This is a genomic window from Olivibacter sp. EAT-5 (assembly GCF_044784325.1).
In the GTDB taxonomy this organism is placed as follows: Bacteria; Bacteroidota; Bacteroidia; order Sphingobacteriales; family Sphingobacteriaceae; genus Olivibacter; species Olivibacter oleidegradans.
Map to the genome: position 1 here is coordinate 3,575,397 of NZ_CP173028.1, position 21,433 is coordinate 3,596,829.

Genomic DNA, 21,433 nt, shown 5'->3' on the forward strand with positions numbered 1-21,433 from the left:
GGGGAAATTCGTACCTTTGCCATCCCGTTCGGAAGGCGGGCGCTCCGCAAACGAAGGGATGCGGTTGTTTTTTGAAGTACGGAGGTGAACGGCGGGGGAGGAAAAAATATTTTAAAAAAATATTTTGGAGAAAAGAAAAAAGCTGTTACCTTTGCACTCCCAATCGGGAGAGAGGGGACGACGGAACGGGCGCAATGCCCGGGAAGGTGAAAGGAAAAACAGGAAGTACCGGAGGGGAGACCCGATGGATACGGCGGAGGCCGAAGCGTGAGCGGAGGCGTTTAAAGTTCTTTAAGAAATCAGATTCATGTAGCGTAACGGGCGGCCTGTTTTTTGGCGAGAGTCAAAAGGACAGGCCTGAACGGTCCGTCGGCCGGAAGATACAAAAAGATCGGAAGGCTGCACTGAAAGAAGTGCGAATGCCGAGATCGGAAACTTAACATTATACAATGGAGAGTTTGATCCTGGCTCAGGATGAACGCTAGCGGCAGGCCTAATACATGCAAGTCGAACGGGATCGGGGGCTTCGGTCCCCGTGAGAGTGGCGCACGGGTGCGTAACGCGTGAGCAACCTGCCCGTCCCAGGGGGATAGCCCGGAGAAATCCGGATTAATACCGCATGAGAATGCAGGTCCGCATGGGCCTTCATTTAAATATTCATAGGGGACGGATGGGCTCGCGTGACATTAGCTGGTTGGCGGGGTAACGGCCCACCAAGGCGACGATGTCTAGGGGCTCTGAGAGGAGAAACCCCCACACTGGTACTGAGACACGGACCAGACTCCTACGGGAGGCAGCAGTAAGGAATATTGGTCAATGGGGGGAACCCTGAACCAGCCATGCCGCGTGCAGGAAGACGGCCCTACGGGTTGTAAACTGCTTTTGCACGGGAATAACCCCCGGTATGTATACCGGGCTGAATGTACCGTGAGAATAAGGATCGGCTAACTCCGTGCCAGCAGCCGCGGTAATACGGAGGATCCGAGCGTTATCCGGAATTATTGGGTTTAAAGGGTGCGTAGGCGGCGCGCTAAGTCAGGGGTGAAAGACGGTGGCTCAACCATCGCAGTGCCTTTGATACTGGCGCGCTTGAATGTACCTGAGGTAGGCGGAATGTGGCAAGTAGCGGTGAAATGCATAGATATGCCACAGAACACCGATTGCGAAGGCAGCTTACCAAAGTACGATTGACGCTGAGGCACGAAAGCGTGGGGATCGAACAGGATTAGATACCCTGGTAGTCCACGCCCTAAACGATGAACACTCGATGTCGGCGATAGACGGTCGGCGTCCAAGCGAAAGCGTTAAGTGTTCCACCTGGGGAGTACGCCCGCAAGGGTGAAACTCAAAGGAATTGACGGGGGCCCGCACAAGCGGAGGAGCATGTGGTTTAATTCGATGATACGCGAGGAACCTTACCCGGGCTTGAAAGTTACTGAATTGTCCAGAGATGGACAGGTCCTTCGGGACAGGAAACTAGGTGCTGCATGGCTGTCGTCAGCTCGTGCCGTGAGGTGTTGGGTTAAGTCCCGCAACGAGCGCAACCCCTATGTTTAGTTGCCAGCACGTCAAGGTGGGGACTCTAAACAGACTGCCTGTGCAAACAGAGAGGAAGGCGGGGACGACGTCAAGTCATCATGGCCCTTACGTCCGGGGCTACACACGTGCTACAATGGGGGGTACAGAGGGCAGCGACACCGCGAGGTGAAGCCAATCTCAGAAAGCCCCTCACAGTTCGGATCGGGGTCTGCAACTCGACCCCGTGAAGTTGGATTCGCTAGTAATCGCGTATCAGCAATGACGCGGTGAATACGTTCCCGGGCCTTGTACACACCGCCCGTCAAGCCATGAAAGCCGGGGGTACCTAAAGCATGTAACCGCAAGGAGCGTGTCAGGGTAAAACCGGTAATTGGGGCTAAGTCGTAACAAGGTAGCCGTACCGGAAGGTGCGGCTGGAATACCTCCTTTCTAGAGGGCCCTCGGGCCGTTCGGTTACGCCATGAAGATTTCTTGAAAAAAGAGAAAGAGAAAAAAGAGGAAAGTGCCACAGTGCCCCTTCGGGGTCACCGGTGCGGAAGCGAAGCAGTCCCGTAGCTCAGTTGGTCAGAGCACTACACTGATAATGTAGGGGTCAGCAGTTCAAATCTGCTCGGGACTACCTGAAAGAGGGAGGCCGTCCGGGAAACCGGAGGCGGGCGGTCCTGTCCACGTAACGGGGGGAATTAGCTCAGCTGGCTAGAGCACCTGCCTTGCACGCAGGGGGTCAACGGTTCGAATCCGTTATTCTCCACGCTTTTCAAATTCAAAAGTAAAAATTCAAAATTCAAAAACGCGGTACGCCGGTCGTTTTTACTTTTTGATTTTGACTTTTTAATCTGAAAAAAAAGTTCTTTGACATATCGGAAGAAAAAACACAAGAGAAGACAACAGCAGAGACGTTTCTTTCCTACGGGGAAGGGACATGACACAAAAGCATCCCCGTACGGCAAAAGGGTACGGGGAGAAGAAAGTAAGAAAGGGCACACGGGGGATGCCTAGGCTCTCGGAGGCGATGAAGGACGTGATAAGCTGCGATAAGCGCCGGGGATCTGCAAATGAGATGAGATCCGGCGATTTCCGAATGGGGAAACCCGGCATGTTGAAGACATGCCGTTTAACAACGCGAACGCGCCGAACTGAAACATCTAAGTAGGCGCAGGAAAAGAAAATAAGAATGATTTCCTGAGTAGTGGCGAGCGAAAGGGAAAGAGCCCAAACCGGATATGTTACGGCATATGCGGGGTTGTAGGACCACAATGTGGTACAGTCGGAAGAAGTGGAAGGGTCTGGGAAGGCCCGCCGTAGAGCATGAGAGCTGCGTACACGCAATGAAGACCGGCCTAGTGAGTTCCTGAGTACCGCGGGGTCGGAGACGCCCTGTGGGAATCCGGCGGCACCATCCGCCAAGGCTAAATACTACCGAGAGACCGATAGTGGACCAGTACCGTGAGGGAAAGGTGAAAAGAACCCCGAACAGGGGAGTGAAAGAGAACCTGAAACCGTGTGCTTACAAACTGTCGGAGCCCCAATGGGGGTGACGGCGTGCCTTTTGCATAATGAGCCTACGAGTTACACTTCACTGGCGAGGTTAAGCGGTTAAGCCGCGCAGCCGAAGCGAAAGCGAGTCTGAACAGGGCGTACAGTCAGTGGAGGTAGACGCGAAACCTTGTGATCTACCCATGGGCAGGTTGAAGGTGCGGTAACACGTACTGGAGGACCGAACCGATAAACGTTGAAAAGTTTCCGGATGACCTGTGGGTAGGGGTGAAAGGCCAATCAAACTGGGAAATAGCTCGTACTCCCCGAAATGTTTTTAGGAACAGCGTGGACATTGAGTCTTCCGGAGGTAGAGCTACCGATTGGGTGCGGGGGAGTCACATCCTACCAAATCCAGACGAACTCCGAATACCGGGAGATATGGTCCGCAGTGAGGCGCAGGGTGCTAAGGTCCTGCGCCGAGAGGGAAAGAACCCAGACCACCGGCTAAGGTCCCCGAGTGTACGCTAAGTTGAACTAACGAGGTCCGGTTGCCCAGACAGCTAGGATGTTGGCTTGGAAGCAGCCATTCATTTAAAGAGTGCGTAACAGCTCACTAGTCGAGCGGCCGGGCGTGGATAATAAACGGGCATAAAGTGTACCACCGAAGCCGTGGGATAGAAATATCGGTAGGGGAGCATTCCGGCACGGGAGAAGCGGTTACGTGAGTATCCGTGGACGTTCCGGAAAAGCAAATGTAGGCATAAGTAACGATAAGGCGGGCGAGAAACCCGCCCACCGAAAGACCAAGGTTTCCTGATCAACGCTAATCGGATCAGGGTAAGTCGGGACCTAACGCGGACCCGAAAGGGGCAGCGGATGGCCAACGGGTAAAGATTCCCGTACTCTTGTATGCTGCGAAGCGGGGACGGAGGAGTGACACCGCCGCGCACTGACGGAATAGTGCGTTGAAGGCCGTAGGTAAACGTGACCCAGGCAAATCCGGGTCGTGTGCCGAAGGCCGAAAGTACGGCAAACCTCCGGGGGCGCCGATAGCGCGGGTAACCATACTCCCGAGAAAAGCCGCTAAGCTCCAGGCATATAAGACCCGTACCGCAAACCGACACAGGTGGTCGGGGAGAGAATCCCAAGGTGCTCGAGTGAATCATGGCTAAGGAACTCGGCAAAATGGCCCTGTAACTTCGGGAGAAGGGGCGCTTCCTCCGGCGACGGAGAAGCCGCAGTGAAAAGGCCCAGGCGACTGTTTAACAAAAACATATGGCTTTGCCAAATCGAAAGATGACGTATAAGGCCTGACACCTGCCCGGTGCCGGAAGGTTAAGAGGGGATGTCAACCTTCGGGTGAAGCATTGAATCGAAGCCCCGGTAAACGGCGGCCGTAACTATAACGGTCCTAAGGTAGCGAAATTCCTTGTCGGGTAAGTTCCGACCTGCACGAATGGTGTAACGATCTGGGCGCTGTCTCGGCCATGAGCTCGGTGAAATTGTGGTACCGGTGAAGACGCCGGTTACCCGCAACGGGACGGAAAGACCCCATGAACCTTCACTATAGCTTAACATTGGGACTGGGTGCAGGATGTGTAGGATAGGCGGGAGATTGTGAAGCGGGTTCGCCAGGATCCGCGGAATCGTCCTTGAAATACCGCCCTTTCTGTATCCGGTTCCTAACCCCCCTTTGGGGGGGACATTGTTTGGTGGGTAGTTTGACTGGGGTGGTCGCCTCCAAAAAGGTAACGGAGGCTTTCAAAGGTAAGCTCAGTACGCTTGGTAACCGTACGCGGAGTGCAATGGCAAAAGCTTGCTTGACTGTGAGACATACAAGTCGGACAGGGTCGAAAGACGGACATAGTGATCCGGTGGTTCTGCATGGAAGGGCCATCGCTCAAAGGATAAAAGGTACTCTGGGGATAACAGGCTGATCTCCCCCAAGAGCTCATATCGACGGGGAGGTTTGGCACCTCGATGTCGGCTCGTCACATCCTGGGGCTGGAGAAGGTCCCAAGGGTTCGGCTGTTCGCCGATTAAAGTGGCACGCGAGCTGGGTTCAGAACGTCGCGAGACAGTTCGGTCCCTATCTGTTGTGGGCGCAGGAAGTCTGAGTGGGGCTGACCTTAGTACGAGAGGACCGGGTTGGACCGGCCGCTGGTGAATCTGTTATGCCGCCAGGTGTACGGCAGAGTAGCTATGCCGGGAATAGATAAGCGCTGAAAGCATCTAAGTGCGAAACTAGCCACGAGATGAGACTTCCTTACAGGGCCGTGGGAGACTACCACGTCGATAGGCGGCAGGTGTAAAGGTAGAGATACCACAGCCGAGCCGTACTAATAGCCCGAAGCTTTCTCAAGCGCAGCAGGCTGTTGTCTTCCTGTTTTTTTTCTTCCGTTATATATGTCGACCGGGTTATAAGTTGTAGGTTATAGGTTATAAGTTGCAGGTTATGGGAACTTAAAACGAATAACTTAAAACGTAAAACTCAGATAAGATATTCAGGTGCCTATATCGGCGGTGTCCACCTCTTCCCATCCCGAACAGAGAAGTTAAGCCCGCCAGAGCCGATGGTACTGCAGTAACATGTGGGAGAGTAGGTCGGTGCCGATCTTTACAGAAGGCCGCCGTGCATTGCACGGCGGCCTTTCCTGTTTTGATGTCCATCGGTTTGTAATCATGTCGGAGCAGCTTATCGTAAGCCGTCAAAGTTACCGTCGGCCGCGGAGAAACTTCCCATGCCGCAGGACTTGAATCTATTAACCTGAAAATCCTTTCCCAGTTGATTATAAAGGAAAAAAGGATCGGCACGGAATTGATGCCAATGCTGTAATAATTGCTTTTCTATGAAATCAATTTTCTCTTGATAGCTTTTCGTTAATTGTTGATAATAGGTGGATCCGGATTTGCTTACTGTGTTTTTTAAGCGGTATATATATTCGAGTAAATTATAGCAGGTAGTATATTGACCACATGCAATTAGAGCGGCAAGGGTTTCTTCTTCTTGTGATTTTGCATCAAACCATAAAGTTGTTGGCATTTCAAAAGCTGCCTGAGCGACGATCTGTTGAGCTCGTGATGGAGTTAAAAAAGGGAGATTTTTTCTGTTTCGATTAAAATCGTTCGAAAAAGATAAGTCATACACATGATTGGTTTTGATTTTGAACCGATACTTACCGCTTTCATAAGTTTTGTTGTATAGAAGATAACGTATCCGTTTAAGAAAAACATCATTGTTCAATATCAATACAGAAGCGAAACGTTCTTTGATCATTCTATAAATAACTACAATAGGGGTAGAGCCAAAATGTTCGAAAAGATTGGTAACAATATCAGGCGAGAAGTTCTTGTTTAGATTTAAGCCCCCTAGGCGGTTCGTATCGCCTTCAATGAATTTCCGTAGTATAGCCAAAATCAATAGAAAACATAATGATAATACACATATAGTTGTTCCTATCACGACATTCAACTGTATACCACCTAATTGGAAACCTAGCGTTTTACTAATCATTATTAGTCCGAAAAGGAAAAATAGACACAGTATAACAATTAAGTTATTTATGGAAATAGCTCCGATTCCTTTATAGTTTTTATTCTCTTTGGGTAATTTATACGGTTCCATGTAATGGCTGCCCACATCATTAATTAACATTAGATCAAAAGGTGAAAAGGCCGTTTTCTTTTTGATTCTTCTCTTTTGTGCATCCAGCATACTTTCCAAGGCTTGGTTATCGGTTATTCCTCCATCCATCATTCCGATTTTGAAATCATCGGCTAATTTTTCCTTGGAAAAAGCCTGTCTTAATTCCATAATAGAAGGTGTTTTTGTGAAATCGGCAAGTACGTCGTCCACTTTAGCTTGACCAAATAACTTTACCAATTCACTCCGGCTTATTTCTTGTAACGCTATAGATAAGCCATCAAGTAAATTACGTTTATTTAAGCTTGTGAGTTCGCCTGTAGCAGCGATGGGCAAATCTACATAGGTAAAGTCGTCAGGAAAGATGACAGGTTCGAAGCCAGCGGGAAAACAAGATGATGCGGCGAGCAAGTCTGCTATCTTTAACTTGCCTGCCGTTGTTTGTCCCAACTTTATATTAAAATTCCCAAATCTAAATTGGATATCCTCATGTGATTTAACATCCATTTTCATTTTAACCTGTTGCCTAAAAACCAAACCTCGATAAAACTCAGTTGCATTAAAACAAACCTCTTCTAAATGTTTATTATGATCGTTAGGATGTAAATCTGACAATAGTGCACGTTTGAATAATAGATCGTCGTACGTAAGTGCAAAAGCATTGATAATATTTCTTCGCTTATACGGGTTATCTGTCCACTCCTTATCGTTATTTAATTTTTCAAAAACAACATTCATTAAAGCCATTCCGGACAAATGCTCGGTTAAATTTTTATAAAATTCTTTAAACGATCGACCTTGTGCTACGTGTAATGCATAGAAGGCATTGGTTATCGAGCCCCCAGATGCAGAAGAAATAAAGGTTACATTGTCAAGTAGTACTTGATCGTTAAGCGTATGAATAACATTCAGGTAACTCAAAACTCCTAAACTAAAAGACGCAGCCCGAAAACCACCTCCCGAAAAGGCTAAGGCTATATGATCAAAAGGAGTTTCGCTAATCATCGGCACCTCATCTTTCTTGCTAGTTGTGTTTAACGCATTTGGCATGTTTTTTTATTTCAGGTTTCGAATAATACATATATAGGGGTTAATTTCTCTCGCAATGATCTTCCATTGCTTATCGAGTCGAATTAACTTCTTCCTGATAGAATCACTCTCGTTCCCTCCAACCGTTAACACGTAATTGCCTTTGGCATCGGTTCCCCTTTCAACGACAATAGCAGAGTGCGATTCATAAGCCTTGTTCTTTTTTGCAAATTCAAAATCATAACGCTTGTTACCACGATTATGATGAATGATATCACCAAGACCAGGTTCAATAGCTTGATAAGGGTAAGCACGGAAAACTCCGGTATCTTGAATCGCATTTTGGATGGCGGCGTGAACAAATCTCGCATGCGCCGGGTTAAACAAAAATTCTTCTCCTGTTGCGCCAGCCTTCTTAATACACCAAGAAATAAATATAGCCGACCAAGCCGTTGTCACACCAGGAAAGGAAAAGCCTAGGTCTGTCCAATACTTACGTATCTGCTTCGATAATTCTACATCACTCTCGCTCTCGAGATGATAGCTGTTATATTGCTCTTCGGCAATTGTAACTAACTTTTTAACGTACGCCGTAGCCATTTTTTTATTTAGAATAACAATGTTCTAGTAAAAAAGTCAACAAAAACTGCCTGCCTAAGAACATTCTTTGACGTCCAGATTCATCGTATAACAAAATTACTAAATTTATTAGTATTTTAAAACGAATGTTAATTAATAAGTTTTTACGTGATATTCGTGTAACATAGTGATTATAATGTGCTTTTCTGTTTTTTATGCTAAAAATATTAGTATATTTACCTCGAAGAATATAATAGTTGCTATGAATAACAAGGTAAGTATCAATAACTATAGTGTAGAGTCAGCTGGCATTACGAAAAGTTATAGGGAGGCAATATGTGAGTTGATTTGGAATGGATTCGACGCAAACGCATCCCTAATCAATATTGTTTTTAAACCAAACAACATCGACTATATAAACGAGATACAGATTATCGATAATGGCACAGGGATCCCTTTTGCCACATTGCATCAGACTTTTGGTTCATTTCTGGACTCTGTAAAAAGAGAATCGTTCAGCCGATCCTCCTATATACGTGGCAAAAAAGGAAAGGGGCGATTCTCCTTTATGGCTTTAGCCATGCAAGCTGTATGGTCCACTACTTTTTTTGATGAGCAATCTAAAAAGATGCTTGATTATGATATAATAATAAATGCGGCTAATAAGGATATTTATAAAGATAGTAACAGAAGAATCTCAAAAAGGAACAAAACGGGTACCATCGTGACCCTGTCTAATTTATTTGGGGTTTCCGGTTATTCCTTCAGCTGTTCTGCATTTTTGAGCTATTTGAAAAACGAGTTTGGGTGGTTTTTACTTCTTAATCGAAGTAAAGATTTCAAATTATGCCTGAATGACAGCCCTGTCGAATATGACGATATAATCGCCGACAATGAAGTGTTTCATCGGATAATTACCGACACACAGAATATTGAGTACACATTTAGAATTACGTATGTCCGGTGGTATGAAAAGATCGGCGATAAATTTTATTACTATTTCTTAAACACCGCACAAAAGGAACTTTTTAAACAGCTAACATCATTTAACAATAATGCCATTGGCTTTTATCATAGCGTTTATGTCGAATCGTCATTCTTTGATGACTTTACACCCAGTGACGGAGTGAATGCAGAACGCTTATTTGGAGCAAATTTAAATAGCAGAGTATTCAAAGTACTTATAAAAGAACTGCAACAAATTGTTGCCGATAAGCAAAAAAGTTTTGTTAGATCAAAAGGGGCTGATAAACTAATTGAGCACTTCGATCGTAAAGGTGTTCTTCCAAATTACAGAAACAATAAGTATGAGCAAGAAAAAAGAAAAGATTTAATGGCAGTTATTAAGGAAATATACTGTATACAACCCAAAATTTTTAAAGGCTTAAATGAAACCCAAGAACGAACGAGCGTTGCTTTTATCAATTTGTTGCTTGAGTCCGACGAGCGGGAACATATTCTGTCTATTTTAGATGATATCGTCAATCTTACCCGAGAAGAAAGAGAAAACTTGGCTATATTGCTAGGAAAAACCTCTCTAAACCGTATTACAAGAACGATTAATTTGATTGAAAATAGGTTTGTTACTATCGAGTTATTAAAGAGGATGGTTTTTGATTTAAAGCAGTTCACTACAGAGCGAGATCATATTCAGCATGCGATTGCTGAAAATTATTGGTTGTTTGGTGAGCAGTTTCATTTAGTGACGGCGAACGAGAGTTTTGAAAAACTACTTTCCAAATACCTTTATATTCTTGATGGTGAAGGATCAGGAAAAATGAATGCGATGACAATGAAGGACCGGGAGAAGAACAGGCGGCCTGATGTATTTATTTGCAGACAGCGAAGCATTCCCGATCCTTTTTATCAGGAGGAAGAATTGGAGGAAAATATCATGGTTGAGCTCAAAAGACCTGCAGTTGTGATAGGTAAGCAACAGCTAAGGCAAATTGAAGACTATATGGATTTTGTTAGCCGACAGGATGCGTTCAATTCGCAAATGAGGCAATGGAAGTTCTTTGTGGTAAGTAATCGGGTTGACGCATATATATTGAAACAGTATGAAGAATTTAAGAATAGGGGCAAGCGATTTTTAGTTAAGTCTTGGGGTAATCTGGAGATCTTTGCCATGACCTGGGATGACATATTTCGCGTTTTTTATACAAGGCATAAATACTTGTTGGATAAATTGGACTTTGATAAAGAGGCTTTAAAGGACGAGCTACAATCAAAAGGAGTTGTATTAACTGCCGCAACAGAACTAAATCCTTTTGTAGCGTGTAAAAACAATGCCTGATTCCAGCTTATGTGCGCACTTCATTAAAGTTTTCGTTTTTTAGATATTTGATCCTAAAGTAGTAGGCAGAAAACATGGTAAGCAATAAGCCTAGAGCTGAAAGGACTAGCACGCTGTTAGAGAAGAACGACACCCAACTTAACTTGATTTTTAAAATTTCTTTGGCGAAGAGTATGCCGACACTGCCAACATAACCGAAGGTATCTGCTAAGTATATAAGAAAACCGACATTTCCGGTATGCTTAAAAGTAGCAATCATTCGTTCAAAAAAAATTGCATTAAATGGAATATAGACCATATAGAGACCTAGGCCCGTCAAAAGCATCCAAATAAAGGGGGAAACTTGTTGGAATAAAAAGCAAATGGTTGAAATACCGGCTAGCAAAAAGCCCAATGCCACAAACCCATGCACAAGGATAAATGCCCGATAATTGTTTTTTATAAAAACCATACTGCCGATAGAAGCCAAAACAATTAATGTAATAGGTACTTCGGTCTGTGAAAAAATGATCGGTTGATTATAAAAACCCATTTCCTTCCACATTTCAGCGCCGAAGTTGTCCCGAATATCACGGAAAATCGTCGCGAAGGTATATATCAGCAAACATGTTGCCAGGCCGGGTAAAAACTTTGCCAAAAATAGATGCCGTTGCTGTCTATCCATAGGTCTTCTTTCAGTTCTTTGTAGTATGTCATCCTGATCTGGTAAAGGTATCTTTTCCATTAAGTGTACCAGAAAAACAAGAGGCAGGGCAAAAAGAAGTCCGGTAAAAAAGGGAACCCAAAACTCAGATAAACCAAGCGTTAACATAATCCATCCGCCGGCAGAGCGGGCGAATCCTGAAGCAAAGATAAAACTGACTGCCAAAGCGGCGCCAATGAAATCGGTTCCTTGTCTTCCCTCAACAAACGAGAACACAATTCCCCATAAAAGTCCCAAAGGGAAACCGTTTACAAAGAGAAAAATGGCATTATACGGGACGGGTGTAAGCGCGAAACCAAGCCAACTTAACCAAGCAATACCTGTTAGTGAAAGAATAAGTTTGCTTCTTATCGCTCGTTTTAATTCAGCAATATATTGCACACCATAAAATTTAGCCAGCATATACCCTAATACTTGACTAATCACGAGCACAGTTTTATAGTTATAACCGCCAACGGTTATTCCTTCAAATGTCGCAACCGTGAATGCCTTTCTATAGCCGAAAATTAGCGTATAGGCCGAAAACACAACAAAAGCCGTGAAAATGTTTATAATCAATTTACTTCCTTTTAAATGTTTTGGCCGTAAGAAAGACATTATTTCTCCTAATATAAAGCAATATAAGGATTGTCCGATTATTTTCGATATATGGTGTTATGTTTGTTAATGAAGTCAGTCGACGGACTTAAATAATAATAATTTTTCAATACTTGGGTAGTTTTATCTAGTTGCATTGGCTATCTTGCGAAGTTTTCCAAATTTCGCCAATCCTTAATAATTGAAGGTTAACATTATGATTACCTTAAATGTTTTGCAAACGCTTGTACATTATAGCTTACATTTTCTCTTTCCCGGATTACTTGCGAGGTTGTTTTTCAAGAAAGAGTGGAAAAAGGCTTGGGCAATTATGGTAGCTACAATGCTCGTTGATCTAGATCATTTACTTTCAAAGCCGATATTTGATGCGAATAGATGCAGTATCGGGTATCATCCGTTGCATACTAATTATGCTATTGCGTTTTACATGATGCTACTTTTTTTTCCGAGAACTAGAATTGTGGCGGTTGGTTTACTTTTTCATATGCTAACAGATTATCAAGATTGTATGTGGACAGAGTTCCTTTCGCGTTAATCTTTAATGTCTACCAATAACTCCTTAGGGTGTGCTGCTTTACGTGCGTGTAAACCAAGTATTTGTGGTATCTTTGTTGTTGTAAAGTGGGATAAAAAAGTTGGCGATATGGGTAAATTTAAACTGCATAACATTAATGTAGAGGCAACCAAGAAAAAGCTGAAAGGAAAGGTATACGCCCTATCCAAAGAAGGTTTAGAGCAATTATTTAACAAAATTGACCAGTTAAGCGTAAGGAAAGGTGTTGATCAACTCGGGCTTGAAAAGTTTATAAATCAATGCGCCATTTTCGCCGCAGGCTCAGGCGTTATTAGCGGAATAGGCGGTGTGGGCGTTATGGTTATTGGGGTACCCTTGGATACGATTAATGTTTTGGCTCAACAATTTCGCGTTACATTAGCAATAGCTTATCAGAAAACAGGAAATTATGAATTTCGATTCGATGATTTTTTTAAGTTACTTGCCAGATCGATAAAAGGAGAAGCAAGTATAGTGGTTACTAAAACAGCAATGGAAGAAGTTGCTCAAAAATTGATGATCAACATGGGGACAAGAGCTTCCAAAAGACTGGTGCCTGTTGTGGGAGGGATTATCGGGGGCACCGCAAACTACCTCTATATAAAACGAGTAGCTGAGCATTTAAGAAAATAGGAGTCGTGCGTTTTAATCGTTGAAACTGTGCAATTATTGTGAATTAAAAAATAAAAAAGTTTTTATTCATTTGTAATGAATTTTTTTCAACTTCAATTTTATTATTAGAAATGAAAGCTCTACCCCTGTGGTAGGGCTTTTTTGATTCAATTTGATTAGACCTTTTATGTTTGCTTTAATATAAGAACCGGACGATTCGAATTGTGAGCTATTGCATGCGTAATACTGCGATGCGTTATTTTCTTGAAAAAATTGTACTTTCCCGGTAGAGAGACTATTAAGTCGACATCTTTTTTTTCTGCAAACTCTAATATCCCATCCAATATATCATCATTGTCCGTATAATCGACCGAGAAGTTTAAATCCGGTAGTAATACAGAAAGTTTATTACGGTCTTCCATTAAATCGCGTTGCTGTTTTTTTATGCTGAATACATGCAATATCAACTCATCTTTATAAGTTGAAAATAGCGGATGCAGGAAGGCTTCAAGACGGTTCAGTTCTTCGAAATCCATAGGTAATAATACTTTACGGATTTTTCTATAGGTTGCGTTGGAAGGAACGACAAGTACAGGGATTTTACTAATTGTTACCAACTCGATAAGATTATCGTTGATATATCCTTCTTTGCTTTCCTGGCTATTACCTAATATGAGTAAGTCGGGTGATTCTTGCCTGATAAGTTGCACAAGGGCTCTAGCGAGTGGTAACTCGCTTATCGCATGATCTATAGTGACTTCTTTTAATACACTATTGGCTAGCTCTTTGGTCACTTTATCTAGGTACTCAACAGATTCCTTTCGGCCAGCTTCCAACGTATCGCCGTCTAGACAGAGATATTCTGCGGTAGATATAATGGGTTGAAAAACTGACGTATAAGTGCTTTTTAGCAAGATTAGCCGAATAAAAGAGAGGTTTTGATGAGCAGCAGATACATACCGCAGCGCATTTTGTGTCCCCGAAGCGTAATCTAATGGAATAAGAATCGTATTCATACCCGTTTTAACATTTACATAACCATAAAGGTAATTCTTTTGTTTGTCAATGATTATCGAAACAAAGTAAAACAATATGGATAAAGGTTTTAACGAACGGGTAGTCTAAAGAAGTTGATCGTGGAAATTGCCTAATAGAAAGCCTTATTGGTTGCGACGAGTTATGGGTGAAAAGATGTTAAGAACAATAAAATCGGTCTATGCTATTTCGATATAATTTCTATCTTTGCCGCTGGAAAGTTGGCAGAGTGGTCGAATGCGGCGGTCTTGAAAACCGTTGTCTGTAACAGGACCGGGGGTTCGAATCCCTCACTTTCCGCACTGTAATACCCCTACAAATCAGAGCGTTACAAATGCAGATGCCAGACAGATGCCAAAAACGCTTTGGAAAAAAATCGAACTTTATGATGCCGGCGGGGATGTCTCCAAGGATTGGTACATCTCTTATTATTTCTTCGTTAAATCCTCCGGCACCTACGAACGCTTTAAACTTATACAGGATCTGAACTCGTTCAAATCGAAAACGGCCAGATATAAACGAGCGCGGATAATGAAGAAAGGCCTTGTCAAATTATTGGGACAACTGCAGTTTGATCCTACGCAGGAATTCCATTTTAAAGAGTCATTCGAAATGACCGGCTACACCTTAAACTATTGCATAGAGCAATATATAAATGAAAAGTCAGTATCACTCGAAGACAATACTATTAGAAAGTATTCAGAACGCATTAAACTTTTCGAGTCCTGGCTCTTCTCTCAACAAAAGGGAGGATGTTATATACATGAGATTACCAAGACCGATGTTACCAACTTCCTTATCGAGAACCAAAAGGTAAACGAATGGAGTAACAAGACCCGTAATCATTACCTTACCGATATCAGAACGTTCTTCAACTACTTTGTCAACGAAAAGGAGGGGTATCTCGAAAAAAATCCAGCGAATGGTATCCGTAAGCTTAAAGTTGTAAAGAAGGGTAACAGACCATTCACTCCCGAAGACTTTAGAAGGATTTTAGCGGAAGCTAAAGAGAGTGATCCTCAATTGTATCTGTTTCAGAAATTTCTTTACTATGCATGCTGTAGACCCGACACGGAAGCCAGATTCATGCAGTGCCGTCACTTCAACCTTGAGACTAGGACGATGATGGTGCCTGGAGAAATTTCCAAAAACGATTACACGCAATACGTGCCGATCGATGACGAATTTTATAAATTGCTGGTGAATGAACTGTGTATATCTGACTTGCCCGGTGAGTATTATATATTTGGTAAAGGATTCAGACCCGGCTCCGAGCCGATTCACAGACAGGCATACAGTAAGCGTTTTCTGGAAATTAAGAAGCGAATAACATTACATCCAGACAATACACTTTACTGCTTTAAGCACACACGTGCCTGTCATCTCGCTGAAGACGGAACTCCGCTTTACCGTATTAAGGAGATAACCAGGCATAAGACATTGGCCGCTCTTATGGATTATTTGAAGGATATGGGGGTTACATTGGAGAAGAAAGCCCCAATAAAATCGAGGGCTATTTAGTAACTTCGCTAAAAAACAAACAATATGGAAATAATGACTTTTGGCAGATTATATATAGATCAGATAGCCGTTAACGTAAATGATACCGGCGTAGTTCCTTCTATCCTTTATAACGTGATTGTTGCATCCAGACAGAGGTATGGTAGCTTTTCAAAGGATTTTATTATCGCAGAATTGGAGACTGACCTAGAAATTAGGAAGGCCTTTTGTGCAGCATTAACTGACTACTATTACAAAGACCTACAGTTAAAAATTACGGATATCGAACAGGAAAGAGACCTCGAACATTTTCTTATAGAGTTCAGGATAAATTTGCCTGACGATATCAGCTGTATTAAAATCATCGATGAGAATAATCTTCTGATATTAGATCGGGAAAACTATATGATAAAATATACCGTACCATCAAAAGTAAAACTGCACCTTAGAGGGACATTTACGATCTAAGGCGCCGGTACAATATTACACCGATAAGTATTATCAGCACAAAGACAGCAGCTCCAACCCATCCATTAATGCTGCTGTCTTTTTCTATCTCCTTGTGTTTTTCAACCGTTTTCTTTTCTTCCTGCTGGTTGGCTTTTGCTTCAGTCGTTTTTGCAGTATTCTGTTTTGTGTTTGTGCTTGTCGAATCCTGCTTATTGGATTTCCTGTTTTTATTGCCTTTGGCCTTTACATTTTTACCCTCAGCAGTAATGGATCCGTCCTGTGTAATATTGATTTTGCCATTGGTGACGGTGATATCATAACTATCCGTTGAAATAGTTTGTTCATTTGATTCTGTGACAGTTTCAGTATCGCTTTGTGATTCTTCGGAAGTTTGTTGTTCGTAAGATACTTCAGTTGATAGGGAGCTTTTGATAACGTCCTTTTTCTTAAAAACTGAGCAACTGGCCAGCAGCGTTAAGAATACAACTATTGCTATAAAATTATGTACAACTTTCATTGAAAATTATATATTGAAATCTTCCATTCTAACTGTTTGTCCCGTGAGTTGGTGAGTGCAATCGTTTAGGTACTGTATTTGGCCATCCTTAATAAAGGAATGGCATACTGTTCGTCCATGCTCATTTCCGCCAATAACTCTATGACTTGGGGAAATGGTTGGCTTATCTGCATCTCCATTAAAGTCCCAATTGGGAACACAACTACTTTTGTTACCCGCCCAAAATCTATGGTTGCATTCGCAACCGGGACAATAGAACCAGTACTCGCCAGTTTCTTCATCCACCAACACTACCTTGCTCATTCTATAAAACTGCTAACCTGATATATCTGTGATTTTAACCTACGCTTCCTGTACACACCATCTCCGTCCCTGGATCCGATATCATTTGTATTACCCTCCACGGTTACAATATAGGATCCTTGCTGCCAATCATCGATGAATCCGACATGAGCAACACGCTTTAGATTGTTGAACCATATCCCAAACGTATCACCTGTTTGAGGAATAGCTTGCTTGTTTTTGAGATTTTTTTGATAAACCACATTGCCATCGGGAAACATAGAAGGAGACCAGGCAGATCTAGGATTGATCACTTCAGCCTGACCATAAACCCAACATGTAAATGCAGCACACCAGGCATAACCCCTTCCAAGACCGACGTATTTAAGGTACTTTTCAACCTCTATGCCGTCGTTTTTTCCTGAAAGTTCCCTTACACCAACCTGTGAGTCATAAATCGATTTGACTAGCTCCCTTTTCGTTATGACTGGTATAGCTATTTCAGGTTCTACTGTCAATGTGTCGAATTTGATGGTATCCTCAACTGATTCTAAAGGAACCTGAATTACCATAATCGTATCAGGTTCTGTTAATACTTGCGGAACGGAATCCTTCGGCGCCGGAAACATATTACGATCGGATGAGTTGCATCCGATCGTAATTAATAGTAAAAAGCAAGCAATGACTTTCATAGGACGGCAATAGTTAAAAGGACCAACATAAGTAAGATGATAAAGTAAAGCCCTAAACTGATGAGGACCTTGGTTTTGTTGTCCAGCGCCCTAAACGCGGTATTGAAATCTTGCTTGATAAATAGTCCGATTTCTGACCAAAGATTTTTTGTGATACTCCAGGTGATGGCCTGATAGATAGCATACGCTACCACCACAATGAAAATGGTGTGAAGAATACCGGGATCAAAGGCCGCCGTTGTTGGATCGATCAGTCTCAGCACATAAGGTGCAGCGAAGAACAGAATAAGCGCCACAATGAGAGCGCTATATTCTTTAATTGATTTTTTAATTGTCTCTTTCATTACGCATTTGCTTTAGAGTCAAGTGCTTCCTGAAGTCCGGAAACAGTGGCAATGGCCTGGGTTCCGGTGTGCGTTGCTCGGTCACGTAGCTGAGCGTCCGTAGCGTTGACAGTTGCTCCTGCTGCAATACCGGCTAGTTTCGTTTTCTCGGCTGCGGTATAATCGTTCGTCGAAAGTTGTTTACCCGCAACCTTATCCACTTTATTCGCAAGGGCTGCAGTTATGTCCTCTGGACTGGCTTCGCCGAACGCTGTCGCCATAAATGACTTGAGTTCATTCAGCGACTTAAATTTTTCACCGGTATCACCATTGTTGATACTGCCGTAATGAGTCTTTAGAATAATCGGTTTTTGCGCATTATCGCTTAGGGTCAAACGATTGTTTTCAATGTTGTAGGAAAGATCTGCAACCTGTCTGGATAATCCATCAAGAAAGAACGATGTTCCTGGTGTTTCTGATTTTAATGTAGACATGATATTTAATTTTTGGATAAAAGACTTTTTAAATTATCGTGGTCAGCTTTCAGCTTATCCTTTTCCTGCTGTAGCTCATAATTGAGCAGCTGGAGGCGATCACAGTCCGCTTGGAGTTGTGCCGCCCGCCTACGACAAGCTTCGCCTTCGTTGCTCATCTGTATGATCGTCTTTTTAAGGGCGGCAATAACCTCATCACTCTTGGCTAACTGAGCTTCCAGACGATCAGCAATACGTCCGGACATTTCTAAGACTTTACTTGCATTGTCAACTTCTCCTGATTCAATCTCAACCTTTTGCTTTGGGCGACCTGTCCACCATCCGATCAGAGCCGTTGCTGAAGAAAGTAGGAATGGCCATATATCTGAAAGTATTTTTTCTAGCATGTTATATGTTAATTGAAATGTTTTCATTGCTCACACACTCGGATACAATCAAACCCGTTCCCACAGCGAACGAGCCGTCAGCTTGTACACCAATTTGGTCTCCGTTACTTAACGAAATGCCAAAAAGCCCATCAGCCCATATTCGCAGCATGTAGCCTTTAAATTTCACATAACCCATAGACCCGGCAGGAATGTCCTGTAATGCAATACCAAAGAAATCACCTGCTTGATCCGATGAAGTCATAGATGCTATGTCACTAAATCCATTTGGCTTTACTGCTCTTCCTCGTAGTATGTCCTGTGTTCCTGAATTGTAATAAACACCTACTTCATCAGATAAATTAGGCCACCAGTCAAAACCGGTCCAATATAGTTCAGCGACAAACGACCCTGTGCCGAACGCATTGTTCATCAATGTAACCAATTGTCCTGCACTTGTTAATGTGGTACTTATTGTCACCGTCTTAGTATCAGATCCACTTGTAAAGGTGATCGATTTTGTCGCTGAATATGAGTTTATATCTTGCCATACGTTAGAATGTTTTTTTCGACCCTTAACGTACCCTTTAATCAGGTTTGATCCAACTATGGAATCGTAAGTAGAACCGAACATGGTTTGAACAAGGTTTCCGCTCGGGACAACAGGATTATTTGTTGCTGACGTAACTTTGATGACAAAACTATTCTGTGACGTTGTCTGATAAGTCATTGTCTTGTTACCGCCTGCGGTATGTCTTATCTGCATGAGGTGCCCGTTTCCATTTCCTTCGATACGTTGGGTAAACTCCCTCCAATCAGAGGAAGTATATTGCAGGACGATAAATCCGTTTACCGTGCAATTGTTGAGAACAACTACATCATCGGTATTACTAGCCAGTGACTGGACGAATACCGAAGGACTGAACGGAAGTTTTGAACCATCCAATTTCAATCCTTTAGACACTATCTGACAGTTATTGCATTCAATGTAGCTGTATCCACTTGTCACATCATAAGACGCATTGTTGTGTGTGCTAAATGCTCTAAGATAGCTTTCGATATAGCAGTTATTGAGTTGTATCCGACTGCCCGCCTGGGTACCGCACCCCCAAGCTGATTGAGCAAGCCATACATTAGCTGCATTATTTGGTGAAGGTATATTGTTAGCAACCCTATAATCGTATATCTCCTTATTTCCATAGTGGATTATCCTGCAATTATTTAGGACCTGAACGGCTTTAGGGTCTCCGAAATCAGAATGTATGGGATATCTCATATTCTTAGCGGTAATCGTAAGGCCTGAAAGAGTACCGCTGTTCAGAAAATCAATTGTGGACTTGGCATCAACGTCCGCTGTAGTACTTGTTACCGGTAAATAACCTCTTATCTCTACGTTACCAATCCCTCTTATATCCACTCCGTTAGGAAGTGCAAGGGAATTTTCTACATAAATACCCGAATAAACCTCTATAACGTCTCCTCTTTCCCAGGCCGCTAGCGCCTCTGCTATTGAATTAAATGTCAATGTCCCTGGAGGTAATGACTTTGATACAGTTAATATTCTGGTCTGAGATATGTTCTCCTTCTTGGCAAGTTCGCCGTAGATGTCATTGATGACCGATGATGTCTGCGCTGTATAACTATAATTGGAATCAGATACGTTTGCAGCAAACGTTGATATAACTGCTTTTACGGTACCTGAAGGCGCAGTTGAAGAGCCTGTCTTTAAAGTAACTCCCGCCCCCGTAGCGTCTACACTTGATATCTTTTCCCCGTCAGAATCAAAGTATGTTATTATTGCCGCACCGCCTGAACTACCTGTTGAATAAACCCTATATGTTATCAGGGTGCCCTCTGAAATATCATTAAGTGTAGCGCTCTTCCAAGTTTCCGCGGGATTATAATCTCCCGAAGGCGTATAGAACCCATTATCTGGGAATAATGTGCTAACCAGATCAACTATTTTCGTCAGCGCTTCTACTTGTTTTAAAGTTTTAGGTGATTCTGAAGGAAGATATCCAGAATCGGCCTTTCTCAATAATTCAGCGTTTATTGACGGAACTGAATCGGACGAACTGGTTATTTTTACAAAAGAGGAAGACTGATTTGTATTATTGGTGGAGGCCGCAACTATATGGGTATTGGCTGGAATATTTGCGCTACCGGTATGGATGCTATTAATAAGAGTAGCTGGTACACTGCCCACGACGTTTCTACTTTTATCTAAGAAGGTAATTAGATTGCTACCTGTGTCAGAAATAGTCCCATATAGACTATAATCAACAGATCCGGTACTTGCATATATTTCTATTGTTTTCCAATTAGTGCTGTTATTATAAGTGTTGTTTGCCTGATAAAATCCATCTTTAGAAATTATAAAATCAAAAGATACCCCTAAGTCAGTTTTTGTCGCATAATCGCTCAAATCAACGCCGATATCAATTCCCAAGCCCTGGGCCGTAGTTCCATCCCAGGTGATTAAGTTTAATGGATCAGTCAATGTATCCAATCCGGTAAAACCTGGATACGTTCCTGGCTTTGCAAAATATACAACAGTAGACCCTCCAGGAGGAGCTGGAGGATCGAAACTTTCAGAAGGTACTACTCCTTCTATTCCACTTGTAGCGATGATCCCCAAAATCATCTTCAGCTGGTCCAATGAAATCCGTTTGGATTCGACGAGACCCTCTGCATCTACAGCAATTAGATAGTTGAGTGCTACAGAAGTAGCAACTGTTAAATCCT

The 21,433-nt window shown here is 42.9% G+C and carries 17 protein-coding genes, 3 tRNA genes and 3 rRNA genes; 12 read left to right on the top strand and 11 right to left on the bottom strand.

What is annotated here, in order from left to right; genetic code table 11:
* The first annotated feature begins 206 nt into the window (after positions 1–206).
* The 6 genes from ACH11B_RS14640 to rrf all read left to right on the top strand — a co-directional run bounded on the left by ACH11B_RS14640 (position 207) and on the right by rrf (position 5,634).
* Positions 207–440 carry a hypothetical protein gene (locus ACH11B_RS14640; protein WP_404273975.1) on the top strand — a complete coding sequence of 78 codons (234 nt, stop codon included), beginning with the start codon at positions 207–209 and terminating at the stop codon, positions 438–440.
* A gap of 6 nt (positions 441–446) precedes the next feature.
* Positions 447–1,968 (top strand): 16S ribosomal RNA (locus ACH11B_RS14645).
* A gap of 116 nt (positions 1,969–2,084) precedes the next feature.
* A tRNA-Ile gene (locus ACH11B_RS14650) sits at positions 2,085–2,158 on the top strand.
* 58 nt (positions 2,159–2,216) lie between these two features.
* A tRNA-Ala gene (locus ACH11B_RS14655) sits at positions 2,217–2,290 on the top strand.
* 213 nt (positions 2,291–2,503) lie between these two features.
* Positions 2,504–5,380, top strand: a 23S ribosomal RNA gene (locus tag ACH11B_RS14660).
* 142 nt (positions 5,381–5,522) lie between these two features.
* Positions 5,523–5,634, top strand: a 5S ribosomal RNA gene (gene rrf / locus ACH11B_RS14665).
* Together the 16S, 23S and 5S rRNA genes with 2 tRNA genes alongside form the textbook arrangement of a ribosomal RNA operon.
* Before the next feature lie 79 nt (positions 5,635–5,713).
* Here the strand turns inward: rrf and ACH11B_RS14670 are convergent.
* Both ACH11B_RS14670 and ACH11B_RS14675 read right to left on the bottom strand, forming a co-directional pair.
* Positions 5,714–7,711, bottom strand: coding sequence for a patatin-like phospholipase family protein (locus ACH11B_RS14670; RefSeq protein WP_377609887.1), 1,998 nt, complete (start codon positions 7,709–7,711; stop codon positions 5,714–5,716).
* 6 nt (positions 7,712–7,717) lie between these two features.
* The gene (locus ACH11B_RS14675; protein ID WP_013665995.1) at positions 7,718–8,290 is read right to left on the bottom strand and encodes a DUF2272 domain-containing protein; all 573 of its coding nucleotides are present in this window, start codon (positions 8,288–8,290) and stop codon (positions 7,718–7,720) included.
* 241 nt (positions 8,291–8,531) lie between these two features.
* On the opposite strand from ACH11B_RS14675, the gene ACH11B_RS14680 reads away from it, so the two are divergent.
* Positions 8,532–10,565, top strand: coding sequence for an ATP-binding protein (locus ACH11B_RS14680; protein WP_377609885.1), 2,034 nt, complete (start codon positions 8,532–8,534; stop codon positions 10,563–10,565).
* A gap of 7 nt (positions 10,566–10,572) precedes the next feature.
* On the opposite strand, the gene ACH11B_RS14685 is transcribed toward ACH11B_RS14680, so the two are convergent.
* Positions 10,573–11,826, bottom strand: coding sequence for a DUF5690 family protein (locus ACH11B_RS14685; protein WP_377609883.1), 1,254 nt, complete (start codon positions 11,824–11,826; stop codon positions 10,573–10,575).
* A 235-nt stretch (positions 11,827–12,061) separates the two neighbouring features.
* On the opposite strand from ACH11B_RS14685, the gene ACH11B_RS14690 reads away from it, so the two are divergent.
* Both ACH11B_RS14690 and ACH11B_RS14695 read left to right on the top strand, forming a co-directional pair.
* Positions 12,062–12,400 carry a DUF6122 family protein gene (locus ACH11B_RS14690; RefSeq protein WP_377609881.1) on the top strand — a complete coding sequence of 113 codons (339 nt, stop codon included), beginning with the start codon at positions 12,062–12,064 and terminating at the stop codon, positions 12,398–12,400.
* Positions 12,401–12,508: 108 nt separating this feature from the next.
* Positions 12,509–13,051, top strand: a complete 543-nt coding sequence (locus tag ACH11B_RS14695) for a hypothetical protein (protein ID WP_377609879.1) — start codon at positions 12,509–12,511, stop codon at positions 13,049–13,051.
* Between the two features lie 164 nt (positions 13,052–13,215).
* Here the strand turns inward: ACH11B_RS14695 and ACH11B_RS14700 are convergent, their stop codons facing one another.
* On the bottom strand, positions 13,216–14,046 hold the full coding sequence (locus tag ACH11B_RS14700) for a universal stress protein (protein ID WP_377609877.1): 831 nt from the start codon (positions 14,044–14,046) through the stop codon (positions 13,216–13,218).
* Positions 14,047–14,280: 234 nt separating this feature from the next.
* On the opposite strand from ACH11B_RS14700, the gene ACH11B_RS14705 reads away from it, so the two are divergent.
* The 3 genes from ACH11B_RS14705 to ACH11B_RS14715 all read left to right on the top strand — a co-directional run bounded on the left by ACH11B_RS14705 (position 14,281) and on the right by ACH11B_RS14715 (position 16,033).
* Positions 14,281–14,365: transfer RNA gene (locus ACH11B_RS14705), tRNA-Ser, on the top strand.
* A gap of 51 nt (positions 14,366–14,416) precedes the next feature.
* Positions 14,417–15,586: a tyrosine-type recombinase/integrase gene (locus ACH11B_RS14710; RefSeq protein ID WP_377609875.1), complete on the top strand. Its 1,170-nt coding sequence runs from the start codon at positions 14,417–14,419 to the stop codon at positions 15,584–15,586.
* A 24-nt stretch (positions 15,587–15,610) separates the two neighbouring features.
* Positions 15,611–16,033, top strand: a complete 423-nt coding sequence (locus ACH11B_RS14715) for a hypothetical protein (protein ID WP_377609873.1) — start codon at positions 15,611–15,613, stop codon at positions 16,031–16,033.
* On the opposite strand, the gene ACH11B_RS14720 is transcribed toward ACH11B_RS14715, so the two are convergent.
* Genes ACH11B_RS14720 through ACH11B_RS14750 form a run of 7 tightly spaced genes read right to left on the bottom strand, consistent with a single transcriptional unit; the run spans position 16,023 to position 21,197 of the window.
* The gene (locus tag ACH11B_RS14720) at positions 16,023–16,532 is read right to left on the bottom strand and encodes a hypothetical protein (RefSeq protein WP_377609871.1); all 510 of its coding nucleotides are present in this window, start codon (positions 16,530–16,532) and stop codon (positions 16,023–16,025) included. The two genes, ACH11B_RS14715 and ACH11B_RS14720, sit on opposite strands and share 11 nt — an antisense overlap.
* Before the next feature lie 6 nt (positions 16,533–16,538).
* The gene (locus ACH11B_RS14725) at positions 16,539–16,835 is read right to left on the bottom strand and encodes a DUF6527 family protein (protein WP_377609869.1); all 297 of its coding nucleotides are present in this window, start codon (positions 16,833–16,835) and stop codon (positions 16,539–16,541) included.
* Complete coding sequence (locus ACH11B_RS14730) at positions 16,832–17,506, bottom strand: hypothetical protein (RefSeq protein ID WP_377609867.1); 675 nt, start codon at positions 17,504–17,506, stop codon at positions 16,832–16,834. The genes ACH11B_RS14725 and ACH11B_RS14730 overlap by 4 nt, the downstream gene beginning before the upstream one ends.
* Entirely contained in the window at positions 17,503–17,850 is a 348-nt protein-coding gene (locus ACH11B_RS14735; protein WP_377609865.1) for a hypothetical protein, read from the bottom strand. Before ACH11B_RS14735 ends, ACH11B_RS14730 begins: the two co-directional genes overlap by 4 nt.
* Complete coding sequence (locus ACH11B_RS14740) at positions 17,850–18,323, bottom strand: hypothetical protein (protein WP_377609863.1); 474 nt, start codon at positions 18,321–18,323, stop codon at positions 17,850–17,852. The genes ACH11B_RS14735 and ACH11B_RS14740 overlap by 1 nt, the downstream gene beginning before the upstream one ends.
* A 5-nt stretch (positions 18,324–18,328) precedes the next feature.
* Positions 18,329–18,709 (bottom strand): hypothetical protein, encoded by a 381-nt coding sequence (locus ACH11B_RS14745; protein WP_377609861.1) that lies wholly within the window; start codon positions 18,707–18,709, stop codon positions 18,329–18,331.
* Between the two features lies 1 nt (position 18,710).
* The gene (locus tag ACH11B_RS14750) at positions 18,711–21,197 is read right to left on the bottom strand and encodes a hypothetical protein (RefSeq protein WP_377609859.1); all 2,487 of its coding nucleotides are present in this window, start codon (positions 21,195–21,197) and stop codon (positions 18,711–18,713) included.
* Positions 21,198–21,433: the final 236 nt, after the last annotated feature.